This is a genomic window from Bradyrhizobium yuanmingense (genome assembly GCF_029167105.1).
Lineage (GTDB): Bacteria > Pseudomonadota > Alphaproteobacteria > Rhizobiales > Xanthobacteraceae > Bradyrhizobium > Bradyrhizobium yuanmingense_A.
In genome coordinates this window covers 45,626-60,959 of sequence record NZ_JARFML010000009.1, presented here as the reverse complement: position 1 = coordinate 60,959, position 15,334 = coordinate 45,626, and the positions used below count along the sequence as shown (strand labels likewise).

At 65.0% G+C, this 15,334-nt stretch carries 16 protein-coding genes; 6 read left to right on the top strand and 10 right to left on the bottom strand.

The window, feature by feature from the left end:
• Positions 1-200: 200 nt before the first annotated feature.
• The 6 genes from P0R31_RS13690 to P0R31_RS13665 form a co-directional block, all read right to left on the bottom strand.
• Complete coding sequence (locus P0R31_RS13690) at positions 201-959, bottom strand: SDR family oxidoreductase (protein WP_275514528.1); 759 nt, start codon at positions 957-959, stop codon at positions 201-203.
• A gap of 26 nt (positions 960-985) precedes the next feature.
• A complete protein-coding gene (locus P0R31_RS13685) occupies positions 986-1,744 on the bottom strand; it encodes a proteasome-type protease (protein ID WP_036015360.1) in 759 nt (252 codons plus the stop codon).
• Between the two features lie 136 nt (positions 1,745-1,880).
• Positions 1,881-2,288 carry a carboxymuconolactone decarboxylase family protein gene (locus tag P0R31_RS13680; protein ID WP_275514527.1) on the bottom strand — a complete coding sequence of 136 codons (408 nt, stop codon included), beginning with the start codon at positions 2,286-2,288 and terminating at the stop codon, positions 1,881-1,883.
• Between the two features lie 70 nt (positions 2,289-2,358).
• On the bottom strand, positions 2,359-3,207 hold the full coding sequence (locus tag P0R31_RS13675; RefSeq protein WP_275514526.1) for a transglutaminase family protein: 849 nt from the start codon (positions 3,205-3,207) through the stop codon (positions 2,359-2,361).
• Between the two features lie 102 nt (positions 3,208-3,309).
• Positions 3,310-4,254 (bottom strand): alpha-E domain-containing protein, encoded by a 945-nt coding sequence (locus tag P0R31_RS13670; protein WP_036015356.1) that lies wholly within the window; start codon positions 4,252-4,254, stop codon positions 3,310-3,312.
• A gap of 4 nt (positions 4,255-4,258) precedes the next feature.
• Positions 4,259-5,677, bottom strand: coding sequence for a circularly permuted type 2 ATP-grasp protein (locus P0R31_RS13665; RefSeq protein WP_036015353.1), 1,419 nt, complete (start codon positions 5,675-5,677; stop codon positions 4,259-4,261).
• 278 nt (positions 5,678-5,955) lie between these two features.
• Between P0R31_RS13665 and P0R31_RS13660 the strand changes: the two genes are divergently transcribed.
• From P0R31_RS13660 to P0R31_RS13650, 3 genes are all read left to right on the top strand, one after another.
• Positions 5,956-6,693 (top strand): competence/damage-inducible protein A, encoded by a 738-nt coding sequence (locus P0R31_RS13660; RefSeq protein ID WP_275514525.1) that lies wholly within the window; start codon positions 5,956-5,958, stop codon positions 6,691-6,693.
• Between the two features lie 36 nt (positions 6,694-6,729).
• A complete protein-coding gene (gpt, locus tag P0R31_RS13655) occupies positions 6,730-7,257 on the top strand; it encodes a xanthine phosphoribosyltransferase (protein WP_271544783.1) in 528 nt (175 codons plus the stop codon).
• A 103-nt stretch (positions 7,258-7,360) separates the two neighbouring features.
• Entirely contained in the window at positions 7,361-7,996 is a 636-nt protein-coding gene (locus P0R31_RS13650) for a hypothetical protein (protein ID WP_275514524.1), read from the top strand.
• Here the strand turns inward: P0R31_RS13650 and P0R31_RS13645 are convergent, their stop codons facing one another.
• Complete coding sequence (locus tag P0R31_RS13645) at positions 7,997-9,019, bottom strand: methionine synthase (RefSeq protein WP_275514523.1); 1,023 nt, start codon at positions 9,017-9,019, stop codon at positions 7,997-7,999.
• 146 nt (positions 9,020-9,165) lie between these two features.
• Here P0R31_RS13645 and P0R31_RS13640 point away from each other — a divergent pair, with 146 nt between their 5' ends.
• From P0R31_RS13640 to P0R31_RS13630, 3 genes are all read left to right on the top strand, one after another.
• Positions 9,166-9,867, top strand: a complete 702-nt coding sequence (locus P0R31_RS13640; protein WP_275514522.1) for a glutathione S-transferase N-terminal domain-containing protein — start codon at positions 9,166-9,168, stop codon at positions 9,865-9,867.
• A 133-nt stretch (positions 9,868-10,000) separates the two neighbouring features.
• Positions 10,001-10,609, top strand: a complete 609-nt coding sequence (locus P0R31_RS13635; RefSeq protein ID WP_275514521.1) for a 2-hydroxychromene-2-carboxylate isomerase — start codon at positions 10,001-10,003, stop codon at positions 10,607-10,609.
• On the top strand, positions 10,609-11,586 hold the full coding sequence (locus tag P0R31_RS13630) for an NADPH:quinone oxidoreductase family protein (RefSeq protein WP_275514520.1): 978 nt from the start codon (positions 10,609-10,611) through the stop codon (positions 11,584-11,586). The genes P0R31_RS13635 and P0R31_RS13630 overlap by 1 nt, the downstream gene beginning before the upstream one ends.
• Positions 11,587-11,702: 116 nt before the next feature.
• Here the strand turns inward: P0R31_RS13630 and P0R31_RS13625 are convergent, their stop codons facing one another.
• The 3 genes from P0R31_RS13625 to P0R31_RS13615 form a co-directional block, all read right to left on the bottom strand.
• Positions 11,703-12,593 carry a crotonase/enoyl-CoA hydratase family protein gene (locus P0R31_RS13625; RefSeq protein WP_275514519.1) on the bottom strand — a complete coding sequence of 297 codons (891 nt, stop codon included), beginning with the start codon at positions 12,591-12,593 and terminating at the stop codon, positions 11,703-11,705.
• A gap of 141 nt (positions 12,594-12,734) precedes the next feature.
• Positions 12,735-14,156 (bottom strand): amidase, encoded by a 1,422-nt coding sequence (locus tag P0R31_RS13620; protein ID WP_275514518.1) that lies wholly within the window; start codon positions 14,154-14,156, stop codon positions 12,735-12,737.
• Positions 14,149-15,321 (bottom strand): M20 aminoacylase family protein, encoded by a 1,173-nt coding sequence (locus P0R31_RS13615; protein WP_275514517.1) that lies wholly within the window; start codon positions 15,319-15,321, stop codon positions 14,149-14,151. The genes P0R31_RS13620 and P0R31_RS13615 overlap by 8 nt, the downstream gene beginning before the upstream one ends.
• Positions 15,322-15,334: the final 13 nt, after the last annotated feature.

The following is a 15,334-nucleotide window of genomic DNA, read 5'->3' as shown; positions in this document are numbered from 1 at the left end:
TCTCTCCACGTCATTGCGAGGAGCTCTTGCGACGAAGCAATCCAGAATCTCACCGCGGCGGCAGCCTGGATTGCTTCGCTGCGCTCGCAATGACGATTGTTGAGATGGCGTGGAGACTTAACTCGCGTCACACCCGCGGCCCGGCAGCAGCAGGCGCCTCTTGACGCCTACTGTGCATGGGGTTGTTTTCGCGTTTTTGTTCAGCCCCGCCCCACGAACGGCATCTTGGTCGCCATCACTGTCATGGTCAGCACGTTGGCATCGAGCGGCAGGCTGGCCATGTAGGCCACGGCATCGCCGACCGCTTTCGCGTCCATGCGCGGCTCGTGCTTGGTGGTGCCGTCGGGCTGCAGCACGCCGGGGCCGTTGACCATGCGGTCGGTCATCGGGGTCGCGGCATTGCCGATGTCGACCTGGCCGACCGCGATGTCGTACATGCGGCCGTCGAGATTGGAGGCCTTGGTGAGGCCGGTGATGGCGTGCTTGGTCGAGGTATAGGCCGCCGAGAACGGCCGCGGTGCGTGCGCCGAGATGGAGCCGTTGTTGATGATGCGGCCGCCGCGCGGGGTCTGGTCCTTCATGATGCGGAAGGCGTGCTGGGTGCACAGGAACGGGCCGGTGAGGTTGGTGTTCACCACGGCCTGCCATTGCTCGAGGCTGAGATCCTCGAAGTTGACGGCCGGCGCGCCCATGCCGGCATTGTTGAAGAGCACGTCGAGCCGGCCATAGGTCGCCTTCACCTTGTCGAACAGCGCGGCGATGGAGTCCGGCTTGGTCATGTCGGCGGTGACGCAGAGGCTTTTTCCCGCGGGACCGAGCTTTGCCGTCTCCTCGAGCATGTCGAGCCGGCGCCCGGTGAGCACCACGGTGAAGCCGGTGTTCATCAGCGCCAGCGACGCCGCGCGCCCGACGCCGGTGCCGGCGCCCGTCACCAATGCGATCTTGTTCGCGTTACTCATCGTTTCCTGCCTTTTCTCTTCTGCTGTCAGGTTTTGGGTTCTTTGTCGTTCTTGTAGGGCGGGCGCGGAATGTTCTGGTGAGCCGCGCGCAAGGCCGCCGACCAGCGTGAGCGAAGGTCGTGGAAATAGGGCTCGCCCGCCTCGATGCGATGGTTGAGATCGGCTTCGCAGGCATCGTTGCGCACCACCAGCACGTCGATCGGCAGGCCGACGCCGAGGTTCGAGCGCATCGTCGAATCCATCGAGATCAGGCCGGTCTTCAGCGCCTCGTAGAGCTCGACATCGTAATGCATGGCGCGGTCGAGCACCGGCTTGCCGTATTTGTGCTCGCCGATCTGCAGGTAGGGTGTGTCGGTGGTGCACTCGATGAAATTGCCGGCGGTGTAGACCATGAACAGGCGCATCCGCGCGCCCTTGATCTGGCCGCCGAATAGAAAGGAGACGTCGAAGGACACGTCCTCGGATTTCAGCGCCGGCCCTTCGGTGGCATGCACCGCCCGGATCGCCCGGCCGATGCGCTGGGCAGCCTGGAACATGGTCGGCGCGTTCATCAGCGTCTCGATCTCGCCCGTATTGGGGTCTTCGAGGCCCTCGGTCAGCGTCGACAGCACCGACTGGCTGATGGCGAGGTTGCCGGCACTGGCGATCGCCATGATGCGCTCGCCGGGCTTGGAGAAGATGTGCAGCTTGCGGAAGGTCGAGACGTTGTCGAGGCCGGCATTGGTGCGGGTATCGGCGATCATCACCAGACCGTCCCGAACCAGGATTCCGCAGCAATAGGTCATTTCCAGTCCCCGAACGCGTTTGCGCGGAATTACTAGCCAATTTCAGGGAGCCATGAAACCCCCGATTCCCGCGGGGGAAGGCTGTCATTCCGGGGCGTGCGTAAGCGCGAGCCCGGAACGACGCTAGCTTTGCCGCTCAGCCCGCCGCATCGACGAGAAACGCCTCATCGACCGGCACGCCGAGCGCGGTGACCAGCCTGTTCGTCTCCGCGGCCATGCCGACGATGGCGAGCAGCTCGCCATATTCGGCCTCGCTCATGCCCTTGGCCCGTGCCGCGGCCGTGTGCGAATGGATGCAGTAGCTGCAGCCATGCGCGATCGAGACCGCGACGTAGAGCATTTCCTTGACCTTGGGATCGAGCGCGCCGGGAGCCATCACCTCCTTGATGCTCTCCCAGGTCCGCCGCAGCGTCTTCGGATCATGCGCCAGCGCGCGCCAGAAATTGTTGACGAAGTCCGATTTCCGCACCTTGCGGATATCGTCGAAGACGGCGCGCGCTTCAGTCGAGAGTTCATCATCCGAAAGCAGTTTTACAGTCGCCATGGCTACCTCGCGGGTCTGATCCGATCCCGCAATTGTAGCACGCCGAATGTGTTCGGCCGGCGACTGCTAGCTAGCTCTGCCGCTGGGACTGCGATTGCGACTGCCCGCCGCGGCCGGCCTGTTCGACCTTCACCGCCACCGTCAGCGTCTCCGTGCCGCCGCCGTAGCGCGTGCCGCGCACCGGGGCCGCGCCGAGATAGTCGAGCCCGATCGCGAGGCGGACATGCGCGTCGGTCGCGCAGATGCTGTTGGCGGGATCGAAGCCGACCCAGCCGAGATCGGGCACGTAGGCCTCCGCCCAGGCATGGCCGGCCTCCTGGTGCACGGTGTCGTCCGCACGCAGGAAATGCCCGGAGACGAAGCGCGCCGGCACGCCGCCGGCGCGGGCGCAGGCGATGAAGATGTGCGCGTAATCCTGGCAGACCCCGCGCTTGAGCGTGAACGCCTCCGCCGCGGACGTGCCGCTGTTGGTGGGGTCCTCGTCGAACGTCATGTGATCGGCCACCTGCGTCATCAGCGTGTGCAGGAAGCCCAGCGTGTCGCTCTCGGCTTCACTGCGCAATTGGCGCGCGACCGCCGCCATCGCCGGATTGACCGAGGTGAGGTCGGTGGCGCGCAGGAACATGCCCGGGGGAAAACGCTCATCGCTGCCGCGCAGCACGCCGCCGGTGTCGTGGGTTTCGATCAGCCCTTCGGCAATGATCTGGATGTCGCCGACGGGCCCGCAGGACAGCACATGGGTGACGTTGCCGAACGCGTCCTCATGCATGTCGAGCTTGGTGTCGGTGGAGACGTCGATCTGCCATTCCGCGACGTACTGCCCGTCATGGCTGCCCGGCGTCATGCGCAGGATCTGGATCACGCTGGTGGCCGGCGGCTCGTAGCGATAGGTCGTGGTGTGCTGGATTCGCAGGCGCATGGTGGATTATTTGCTCCGTCATTCCGGGGCGATGCGCCAGCATCGAACCCGGAATCTCGAGGTTCCGGGTTCGCCCTTCGGGCGCCCCGGAATGACCGAAGGTCAGATCAAATACTGCTTCGTGATGATTTCGCCCAGCCTGGAATTGTCCGCGATGAATTCCTGAATGAATTCATGCACGCCATGCTGGAAAATGTCGTTCATGTTGCTGTGCTCCAGCCGGTTGCGGATGCCGCGGGCGTGGCGCTGGGCCGGACCCTGGCGGCCATAGGCGACGCCGATCTGGTCGAGGTTGCGCACGAGGTTGCCGTAGCAGCTGGCGAGCGAGCGCGGCAGTGTGTCGTTGAGGATCAACAGGTCCGCGATCAGCCAGGGCTTCAGCGTCTCGCGATAGACCCAGTGATAGGCCGTCAGCGCCGAGACCGAGCGCAGGATCGAGCTCCACTGGTAGAAGTCGAGCGGGCCGCCGACATGCTCCTCCTCGGGCAGCAGCACGTGATACTTCACGTCGAGGATGCGCGCGGTGTTGTCGGCGCGCTCCAGATGCACGCCCATGCGCGAGAACCAATAGGCGTCGTTGCGCAGCATGGTCCGATAGGCCGAGCCGTCGAAGCGCAGCGAGGTCTCCTGCACGAAGCGCAGGAATTTTGCGAGATCCTCGCGCGTCGAGGTGCCCTTGCTCCACACCGCCTGAAGCTCGATCCAGGCCGAGTTGATGGTGTCCCACATCTCGCTGGTGAGGGCCGTGCGCACCGAGCGCGAGTTCAGCCGCGCCGCTTCGATGCAGTTTCGGATCGAGGACGGGTTGTTCTGGGAGAACGAGAGATACTCGACGACGTTGTGCTCGTTGGCTTCCTCATAGGCCTGATAGAAGCTCGCGGCGACGCCGGCGGTGAGCAGCGCCGAATCCCATTCATTGGTCTTGCCGATATAGGCGGCGGGAAGCGCGGTGACGCGCAGCGTCGCATCGATGGTGCGCGCGAGATATTCGGCCCGTTCGACGTAGCGGGCGAGCCAGTAGAGGTTTTCGGCGGTGCGCGACAGCATCTCTCTACTCGTCCAGAATCCAGGTGTCCTTGGTGCCGCCGCCCTGGCTCGAGTTGACCACCAGCGAGCCTTCCTTGAGCGCGACGCGGGTGAGCCCGCCCGGCACGATGGTCGTGCTCTTGCTGCCCGTGAGCACGAAGGGGCGAAGATCGACGTGACGTGGAGCGAGGCCCGACGCCGTGCAGGTCGGGCAGGTCGAGAGCGCCAGGGTCGGCTGGGCGATGAAACCTTCCGGCTCGCGCTTGAGCTTGTCGCGGAACGCTTCGATCGTCGCCTTGGTCGCGGCGGGGCCGATCAGCATGCCGTAGCCGCCGGAGCCGTGCACTTCCTTGACGACGAGCTCGCTTAAATTGTCCAGCACATAGGCGAGGTCCTTCGGCTCGCGGCAGCGCCAGGTCGGCACGTTCTTCAGGATCGGCTCCTCGCCGAGATAGAATTTCACGATGTCGGGCATGTAGGAGTAGATCGCCTTGTCGTCGGCGATGCCGGTGCCGACGGCGTTGGCGAGCGTGATGTTGCCGGCCGCGTAGGCCGACATCAGCCCGGGCACGCCGAGCACCGAATCGGGTCGGAAGGTGAGCGGATCGAGGAAATCGTCGTCGACGCGGCGATAGATCACGTCGACCCGCTTCAGGCCTTCCGTCGTCCGCATGAACACTTCGTTGTTCTTGACGACGAGGTCGCGGCCTTCGACCAGCTCGATGCCGAGCTTGTCGGCGAGGAAGGAGTGCTCGTAATAGGCCGAATTGTAGACGCCCGGAGTGAGCAGGGCCACCGTCGGCTCGCCGGAGGCGCTTTGCGGCGCGACCGAGCGGAGCGCTGCGAGCAGCTCGTCCGGATAGCGCTCGACCGGCGCCACCCTGTGGCGGGCGAACAGATCCGGAAACAGCCGCATCATGATCTCGCGGTTTTCCAGCATGTAGGACACGCCCGACGGCGTGCGAGCGTTGTCCTCCAGCACGATGAAGTCCTCGGCGTCGACCCGCACGATGTCGATGCCGGCGATGTGCACGTAGACGTCGTGCGGCACCTGCTGGCCGTTCATCTCGGGACGGAACACCGGGTTCTGGAAGATCAGATCGTCGGGCACGATGTCGGCGCGGAGGATGTCGCGGCCGTGATAGATGTCGCGCAGGAACATGTTGAGCGCGCGCACGCGCTGCTTCAGGCCCTTCTCCAGCCGCGCCCATTCCTTGCCGGACATGATCCGCGGAATCACATCGAAGGGGATCAGGCGCTCGGTGGACTCGGAATCGCCGTAGACCGCGAAGGTGATGCCGATCCGGCGGAACAGGAGCTCGGCCTCCTGGCGGCGATATTCGAGCGCCTCGGGAGGCGTCTCCTTGAGCCAGCGCGCCAGCTCCTGATAGGCGGGGCGGAGGTCCCCGCCGGGAATGTTCATTTCGTCAAACGCGACTGCCATAGATCCCGACTTGTCTCCCCAGGCGTTGCGCCATGCGCCAGGTCGCGTCGGCCTTGATGAGACCGCAACGTCCTGTGGCCATGCGTCAACAGTGCATGACTTTCATGTGGTAGCAAGGGCCGGGCCAGCGCGATAAGCATGGAGAGGGGGCATTTGCCGCGGACGGCCGGCGGCGTGCCTGAAAAAATGGCTGAAGACTGCTTATTTCAGAAGCAAAACCGCGTGACTTCAACGCGTTACCTCGGCAAAGTCGGCGTCACAGGTGAGGGACTTAAGGCATGAGCGAGATCGTCACGGCGGGCATTCTGGTCATCGGAGACGAAATCCTGTCCGGCCGGACCAAGGACAAGAATATCGGCTTCATCGCCGAATACCTGACCAATATCGGCATCGACCTGAAGGAGGTGCGTGTCGTCTCCGACGACGAGCCGGATATCATCGCTGCACTGGATGCATTGCGGCATCGCTACACCTACGTCTTCACCACGGGCGGCATCGGGCCGACCCATGACGACATCACCGCAGATGCCGTCGCCAAGGCGTTCGGCGTCGGCATCGACCATCATCCGGAAGTGGTCGCCCGCTTCCGCGAGCGCTGGAGCGAGCAGGACCTCAACGAGGCCCGGCTGCGCATGGCCCGCATCCCCGACGGTGCCGAGCTGATCCAGAGCGCGACCATCCTCGCGCCCGGCTTCAAGATCGGCAATGTCATCGTCATGGCCGGCGTGCCGTCGATCATGCAGGCGATGATGGACATCGTCGCGCCCAAGCTGAAGTCGGGCGTGCGCATGCTGTCGGACTCGGTCCGCGCCAATGCGCGCGAGGGCGACATCGGCGGCCCGCTGCGGGCGATCGCCGCCGCCCATCCCGACACCATCATCGGCAGCTATCCCTTCATGGACGAGGAGCAGAAGCCCAACACCAACCTGGTGGTGCGCTCGCGCGATCCCGAGAAACTCGCGGCGGCAATGGCCGCGGTGAAGGAAATGCTGGCGGGATTGAACGTCAACCGCTAGCAGGGAATTGCCGGACGAGATTGCAGGAGACAGGCGATGGCTGGTGAAGCACCGGAACTGAGTGCGCAGGAGCGGGCAGGCAAGGCCTTCCCCGTCTCGTGGGACCAGTTCCACCGGGATTGCCGGGCGCTGACCTGGCGGCTCAACGAGGTCGGTCCGTTTCATGCGGTGATTGCGATCACCCGCGGCGGCCTGGTGCCCGCCGCGATCGTGGCGCGCGAGCTGGGAGTGCGCATCATCGATACGGTCTGCATCGCCAGCTACGACCACAACAAGCAGGGCGAGCTCCAGGTGCTCAAGGGCATTTCCGAGGCGACCATGACGCTCGGCGGCGGCACCGGCAAGGGCCTGTTGATCGTCGATGACCTCGTCGACACCGGCAAGACCGGCAGGATGGTGCGCGAGATGTTGCCCGATGCGCATTTCGCCACCGTCTACGCCAAGCCGATGGGACGCCCGCTGGTCGACACTTTCATCACCGAAGTCTCGCAGGACACGTGGATCTTCTTCCCCTGGGACACCGCGCTGTCCTACCACCCGCCGCTGCGCGACGGCGCGGCGTGAGCGACGCCGTCATCGCGAGGAGCGAAACGACGAAGCAATCCAGAATGCAGCCGCGGCGGCAATCTGGATTGCTTTGCTTCGCTCGCAATGACGGGGTAACACCATGCCTCTCCAAAACCGCGTCACACCCACAGGCGCCATCATCGCCACGCCGCACCGCGGCCTATTCACCGGCAATCGCGGCATCATCCACAATCCCGCGACAAAGACCCTGCTGAAGAAGCGTTGGTCGACGCCGGCCTGGATTACATGCCTGTGCGAATTCCGCGGCTGGCGGCGGCCGGTGATGGCGCGGCGGAGCTGGACCGAGCTGTTCTTCCTCGACGAGGCCACCGCCTTCGCGGCAGGACACCGGCCCTGCTTCTTTTGCCGGCGCGACGACGCCAAACGGTTTCGCGCGGCGTGGGAGAAGGGCAATGCTGCAAGCGACATCAGCGCCAAGGCGATGGATGCCGTTCTGCATCGGGAGCGTCTCGATCGCGGTCGCAAGCAATTGCACCCGCTCCCGATGCCGCTGGCGAATCTGCCCGACGGCGCGATGGTGCAGCAGGGCGAAGACAGCTTTCTGGTGATGCAGGGACAGGCGCTGCTGTGGTCGCCGGCGGGTTACGCGTCGCGTGCACGCCTGGTCGATCAAGCGATGTTGTTGACGCCGCCTTCGACGCTGCGCGCCATCATGGCCGGCTATCAGCCCGTGCTGCATCCGACGGCGTCGGGCTGTGGCACCGACGTCTCGTGATCACGCCAGCCTCTCGCGCGCCAGCGCCGCGCCGGCGCCGAGCGCCATCAGCTTGGCTTCCGCGATCTCGCGCCGCATCGGCGCCATGCCGCAATTGGTGGTGGCGATGATGTTGCTCTTCGGCACGAATTGCGACACCGCCTCGATCACCTTCACGACGTCCCCGGCGGTCTCGACCGTGTCGCTGGCGACGTCGATGACGCCGGCCTGCACGATCTTGTTCTTCAGCAGCGCAAGCAGGTCGAGCGGCACCTTGGAATTGCGGCACTCGATCGCGACCTGCTGGATCGGGCTCGCATCGATCGCCGGAAAGATCTGCTCGTACTGCCGCCATTGGCTGCCGAGCGTCTCCTTCCAGTCGGTATTGGCCTTGATGCCGTAGCCGTAGCAGATGTGCACGGCGGTGGCGCAGGTGAGGCCCTGCGCGGCACGCTCCAGCGCCTTGATGCCCCAATCATTGACCTCGTCCATGTAGACGTTGAAGGCGGGCTCGTCGAACTGCACGAGATCGACGCCGTCGGCCTGCAAGGCCTTGGCTTCCTCGTTCAAGAGCTCGGCGAAGGCAAAGGCCATCTTGACCCTGTCGCCATAATAGCGGTCGGCAATGGTGTCGATGATGGTCATCGGGCCGGGCAGGGTGAATTTCAGCTGCTTCTTCGTGTGCGTGCGTGCGACGCGCGCCTCGAAGGCATGGACGCGGTCCTTCAGCCGGAGCGGCGCGACCACCTGCGGCACCATCGCCTTGTAGCGATCTTTCCGGATCCCCATCTCGACCTTGTGGGCGAAATCGATGCCCTCGATCTTCTCCAGGAAGCCGTGCACGAAATGCTGCCGGGCCTGCTCGCCTTCGGTGACGATGTCGATGCCGGCGTCCTCCTGAATCTTCAGCCAGATCAGCGTCGCATCGCGCTTGGCGCGGGCGAGCTCGTCGCCTTCAGACTTCCAGGGCGCCCAGAGCATGTTGGGCTCGGCGAGCCATTCCGGCTTCGGCAAGGAGCCGGCGATCGTGGTTGGAAACAGCATGGCGGCCCTCCCGGCGGGTTGAGTTGCGCCCCTTCCTGCCATGTCCTAACGTCGAGGTACAGAACAACGAAAGTCGCTCTCCATTCCAGCAGCGGCGACAGGGACGGGCCGAGGAAAGGCCCAAAGGAAAGGCCAAGGGACAGGTCATGATCGACCTCTATTATGCGCCGACGCCGAACGGCTGGAAAATCTCGATCATGCTGGAGGAGCTCGGGCTTCCCTATCGGGTGATCCCCGTGAATATCCGCGCCGGCGAGCAGTTCAATCCTGCGTTCCTGGAAATCTCTCCGAACAACCGAATTCCCGCGATCGTCGACCACGAGCCCGCTGATGGCGGCGCGCCGTTCTCGGCGTTCGAGACCGGTGCGATCCTGATCTATCTCGCGGAGAAGACCGGCCGCTTCCTGCCCGCCGATTGGCGCGGCCGCTCCAGCACGATCCAGTGGGTGATGTGGCAGATGGCGGGCCTCGGGCCGATGCTCGGTCAGCATGGCCATTTCGCGCTCTATGCGGCCGAGAAGATCCCTTATGCGATCGAGCGCTATCGCGACGAGGCGGCGCGGCTCTACGGCGTGCTCGATCGCCAATTGGCCAGGACCGGCGCCTATGTCGCCGGCGACTATTCCATCGCCGACATCGCCTGTTTCCCCTGGACCATGACCCACAAGGCGCAGGGTTTTACGCTCGACGACTATCCCCATGTGAAACGCTGGTATGCCGAGGTCCGCGCCAGGCCGCAGGTGCAGGCGGGGCTTGCGATCGGAAAATTCGTGAAAGAGCCGTTCGACGAGGAATCACGCAAGATCATGTTCGGGCAGAGAGCTAAGGAAGTGTTGGGAAGGAAGTAGGCCTCCGCTTCCTCCTCGTCATTGCGAGCACAGCGAAGCAATCCAGACTGGTTCCGCGGAAAATCTTTGGATTGCTTCGCTTCGCTCGCAATGACGGGGGAGAGATCGAGAGAAACAAGACAAAGGAACCCCCATGATCGAATTCTTCTTCGACTGCTCCAGCCCCTGGACCTATCTCGCCTTCCACAACATCCAACCGCTCGCCAAGGAGTTCGGGACCGACATCACTTGGCGTCCGATCCTGGTCGGCGGCATCTTCAATTCGGTCAATCCGAGCGTCTACGCGCAGCGCGAGAAGCCGGTGCCGCTGAAGGCGCGCTACTACCAGAAGGACCTCGCGGACTGGGCGCGTTCGGCGGGCCTTGCCATCAAGATGCCGCCGACGGTGTTTCCGGTGAACAGCGTCAAGGTGATGCGCGGCTGCCTCTGGGTCGGTCAGGACATGGTGCCGTTCGCGACAGCAGTGTTCGAGGCCTATTGGGGCGAGGACAAGGACATCTCGCAGGACGCGGTGCTCGCGGAGATCTGCAGGAAGGTCGGCATCGACGAGCAGAAGTTCTTCGCCGGCATTGCCGAGCAGGGCATCAAGGACCAGCTCAAGGCCAATACCGAGGAGGTCATCGCGCGCGGCGGCTTCGGCTCGCCGACGATCTTCGTGAACAAGACCGACATGTATTTCGGCAATGACCGCCTGCCGCTGATCCGCGAAGCGCTTCAGCGCAGCAAGGCGAGCGCGGCCTGATGGTGCGCGCCGTCGTCTGCCGCGAGCTCGGCGCGCCCGAGCGTTTGCTGCTGGAAGAGTTTCCACCCCGCGCGCTGAAGCCGGGCGAGGTGCGCGTCGCCATCCGCGCCGCCGGGCTGAACTTCCCCGACGTGCTGATGGCCGCCGGCGAATACCAGCTCAAGCCGGAGCTGCCGTTCACGCCGGGCATGGAAGCGGCCGGCGACGTCACCGAGGTGGGATCGGAGGCAAGCGGCGTTGCCGTCGGCGACAAGGTCATCGTGAAGATGCGCTTTGGTGCTTTCACGGATGAAGCGGTGGTCACGCCATCGCAGCTCACCCCCATGCCGTCCACCTTCGACTATGCGGAGGCTGCGACCTATCTCGCCGGCCACGGCACGGCCTATCACGCGCTGGTCGATCGCGGCCAGGTCGCGCCGGGCGAAGTGCTTCTGGTCCACGGCGCCGGCGGCGGCGTCGGCCTTGCTGCCGTCGAGATCGGCAAGATGCTGGGTGCGACCGTGATCGCGACCGCCTCCAGCGAAGAGAAGCTCGCGATCGCGAAATCGCGCGGCGCCGATCATCTCGTCCGCTACGACCGCGAGCCGTTCCGCGATGCCGTCAAGCGCATCACTGACGGTCGCGGCGCCGACGTCGTGTTCGACCCCGTCGGCGGCCAGGTCTTCGAGGATTCGATGCGCTGCATCGCCTGGGGCGCGCGGCTCCTGGTGATCGGCTTCACCGGCGGCATCGGCTCGGCCAAGACCAATCTCCTGCTGATCAAGGGCGCCAGCGTGCTTGGCGTGCGCGCCGGCGAGGCGGTGCGGAAGAATCCTGCACTCGGCGAGGTTCGCCTGAAGGCGCTGTTGCAATGGGCGGAGGAGGGCAAGCTGCGCCCCAACGTCTCGCACCGCCTGCCGCTGGAAGAATTTGCGAAGGCGATGCGGTTGCTGATCGACCGCAAGGCGATCGGACGGGTCGCGCTGGTGATGGATTAGTTTCTACCGTCGTCATTCCGGGGCGATGCGGAGCATCGAACCCGGAATCTCGAGATTCTCAGGTGCGCAATCGCGCACCATAGTTCTCGCTTCGCGAGCCCCGGAATGACCCTGAGCTATTTATACTCCCGCTCCGTCCACCACGGGAAATAGTCGGGCATGTCGGTCGAGACCTTGTTCTTGAATTGCGCCGGCCGCTTCTCCAGGAATGACACCACGCCTTCCTTGACGTCGTCGGAGCGGCCGCGGGCGTAGATGCCGCGGCTGTCGACCTTGTGGGCTTCCATGGGATCGTCGGCGCCCATCATGCGCCACATCATCTGGCGGATCAGCGCGACCGACACCGGCGCGGTCTTTGCCGCAAACTCCTTGGCGAGCGCGCGGGCGGTCGGCAGCAGATCGTCCGGCGCGACCACTCTGCTGACGAGGCGGCCCGCAAGCGCTTCCTGGGCCGGGAAGACGCGGCCCGAATAGCACCATTCCAGCGCCTGCGAGATGCCGACGATGCGCGGCAGGAACCAGCTCGAGGCCGCCTCGGGCACGATGCCACGCTGGGAGAACACGAAGCCGAACCGCGCAGCCTCCGAGGCGATGCGGATATCCATCGCAAGCTGCATGGTGACGCCGATGCCGACGGCCGGGCCGTTCACCGCCGCGATCACGGGCTTGAGGCACTTGAAGATGCGCAAGGTCACCTGGCCGCCGCCGTCGCGCACCTGAGGGTCGCTATAGTCGACCTTGCCGTCGGCAAAACGCTTGACCGGCCCGCGCCGCGCGTCGCGGTCGAAGGTGTCGGCACCGGAGGAGAGATCGGCGCCCGCGCAAAAGCCGCGGCCAGCGCCGGTGACGATGATGGCGCGGACATTGTCATCCTTGTCGGCTGCGTCGAAGGCATCAATCAGCTCGGCTTGCATCTGCGCGTTGAAGGCGTTGAGCTTGTCGGGCCGGTTCAGCGTGATGGTGAGGATCTGATCGGCGACCTCGTACTTGATCGTCTCATACGCCATGGTGGTCTCCTTCCTTGTCATTCTTGAATCAATTCTGTCATTGCCGGGCTTGACCCGGCAATCCATCTTTTTTTGAAGAGGATGGATGCGCGGGTCGAGCCCGCGCATGACGAGTTGTGCTGAGACGCTAGAGGCGCGTCTCTACTTGGCCGGCGGCTTCGGCCAGGGCCGCTGCGGGCCGCGCAGGCCTTCAAAAGCCTTGGCCATGCCGAGCACGCCGATGTCGTCGAAGCGGCGGCCGACGATCTGCACGCCGATGGGAAAGCCCTTGGCGTCGAAGCCGCCGTTGAGGGAGATCGCCGGGTTCTCCGACATATTCCATGGCACGGTATAGGCGATGTGCTCGAACGGCTTCATGGGATCGTTGGTCGGCGACGCCCATTCCGCCGGATAGTTCACGTTCGGCGCGGTCGGCGAGATCACGTAGTCGAGCTCGCAAAAGAGCTTCGCCGCAGCCGCGCGGATCGCCATGGTCTGGTTGAAGCCGCGGATGACATCGACGCCCGAGAGCTTCGCGCCGGACTCGCCCCATTTGAAGATGTAAGGCAGCACCTTGGCCTGCTCGGCCGGCGTCAGCTTGGACAGATCGTCCCACATCCGCGCGCGCCAGAAATCGTCGAGACCGTCGAGCATCTCGCGCGTCAGGATGCCGTCGACCTCGGTGACGACGCTGCCTGCGGACTCGAACGCCTTCGCGGCCTTCACCGCGACCTCGCGCACCGGCTTCTCCAGCGCCAGGCCGCAGCCGGGATCGAGCATCAACCCGATGCGCAGCTTGCGCGGAGATTTCTCCAGCCCCTTCCAGTTCAGCAGCTCGGCCGGCAGGCTCATGCCGTCGCGCCGGTCGGGCTTTGCGATCGCGCTCATCATCAGCGCGCAATCGTCGACCGTGCGGGTCATCGGGCCGGCGACACGGCCGACATAGGTCGGGTCGATCGGCACGCGGCCAAAACTCGGCTTCAGGCCGACGAGGCCGCACCAGCCGGCGGGCAGGCGAACCGAGCCGCCGATATCGGTGCCGAGATGCAGGGGCCCGTAGCCGGCCGCGGCGGCGGCGCCTGCACCGGCGCTGGAGCCGCCCGGGTTCTTGCTGAGGTCCCACGGGTTGCGCGCGAGCGCATGGAACGAGGAGAGCCCGGAGGACAGCATGCCGTAATCGGGCATGGTGGTCTTGGCGAAGATGATGCTGCCGGCCTCACGCAGCCGCGCGGCTGGCGGTGCGTCCTTCTCGGCCGGGACGAGCTTGACGCTGGCCGCGCCGAGCGGCACCGGCACGCCCTTGGTCGCGATGTTGTCCTTCACCGTCACGGGTACGCCGTCGAGCGGCCCGGAGGGCTCGCCGCCGGTCCAGCGCGCGGTCGAGGCCTTTGCGGCCTCTCGCGCGCCATCGGGGTCGAACGCGTAGAGCGCATTCAGATGCGGTTCCCACGCCGCGACGTGCGCGAGCACGTCTTCCAGCACCTCGCTCGGCGAGAACTGCTTGGCACGATAACCCGCGATCAGGTCGACCGCGGACAGATCGTGCAGCGAGGTGACCGCTTCCTCGACGCTCTTTTTATGCATTGCCACCCACCGGCATGCGCGTCTCGACGATGCGGGCGAACATGCTGGCACCGATCGGCAGGATCTTGTCGTCGAGCACGAAGCCGGGATTGTGCACGGGCACCGAGCCGTCATGGCCGACCCAGAAGTAAGCGCCGGGAATCGTCTCCAGCATGTCGGCGAAATCCTCGCTGCCCATCTTCGGCTGGATGCGGGTGATCACGTTGGCGGGATCGACGATCGTGCGCGCGACCTCCTCGACCACCTTGGACTGCTCGACCTGGTTGACCAGAACACCGAACGTGTCGCGGATGTCGGCTTCGATCGTGCACTGATAGGCGGCGGCGATGCCGGCGCAGATGGTGCGGATGCGCTCGGCGATCAGGGCGCGGACTTCGTTCGAGAAGGTGCGGATGGTGCCGCACAGATGCGCATCGCCCGGAATGACGTTGTAAGCCGAGCCGGCATGGATCTGGGTGATCGAGATCACCGCGGCCTGCAGCGGCTCGACGTTGCGGCTGACGATGGTCTGGATCGCCTGCGCCAGCGTCGTCGCGATGACCACCGCGTCCTTGGAGCGCTCGGGCATCGCGCCATGCGCGCCGTAGCCGGTGATGCGCAGGTCGAAGAAATCGGCGCCGGCCATCGCAGGTCCCGGCAGGATCGCGATCTCGCCATGGTTGAGGTCGGGCGCGTTGTGCAGGCCGTAGAGCTCGTCGCAGGGAAATTTCTCGAACAACCCGTCCTTGATCATGGCGCGGGCGCCGCCGAGGCCTTCCTCGGCCGGCTGGAAGATCAGATGTACGGTGCCGTCGAAGTTCCGGGTCTCGGCGAGATAGCGCGCGGTGCCGAGCAGCATGGTGGTGTGGCCGTCATGGCCGCAGCCGTGGAAGCGGCCGGGGATCTTCGAGCTCCACTTCAGATTGGTGTTCTCTTCCATCGGCAGCGCGTCCATGTCGGCGCGAAGCCCGATGCGCTTGCTGCCCGTACCCTTGCCCTTGATGATGCCGATCACGCCGGTGCCGCCGAGGCCGCGATGCACCTCGATGCCCCAGCTCTTCAGCTTGTCGGCGACGATGCCGGAGGTGCGCACTTCCTCGAAGCCGATCTCGGGGTGGGCGTGGAGGTCGCGCCTGATTGCGGTGAGCTCGTCGGCGTAGCCGTCGATGCGATCGATCGTGGGCATGTGGTCCTGTCCG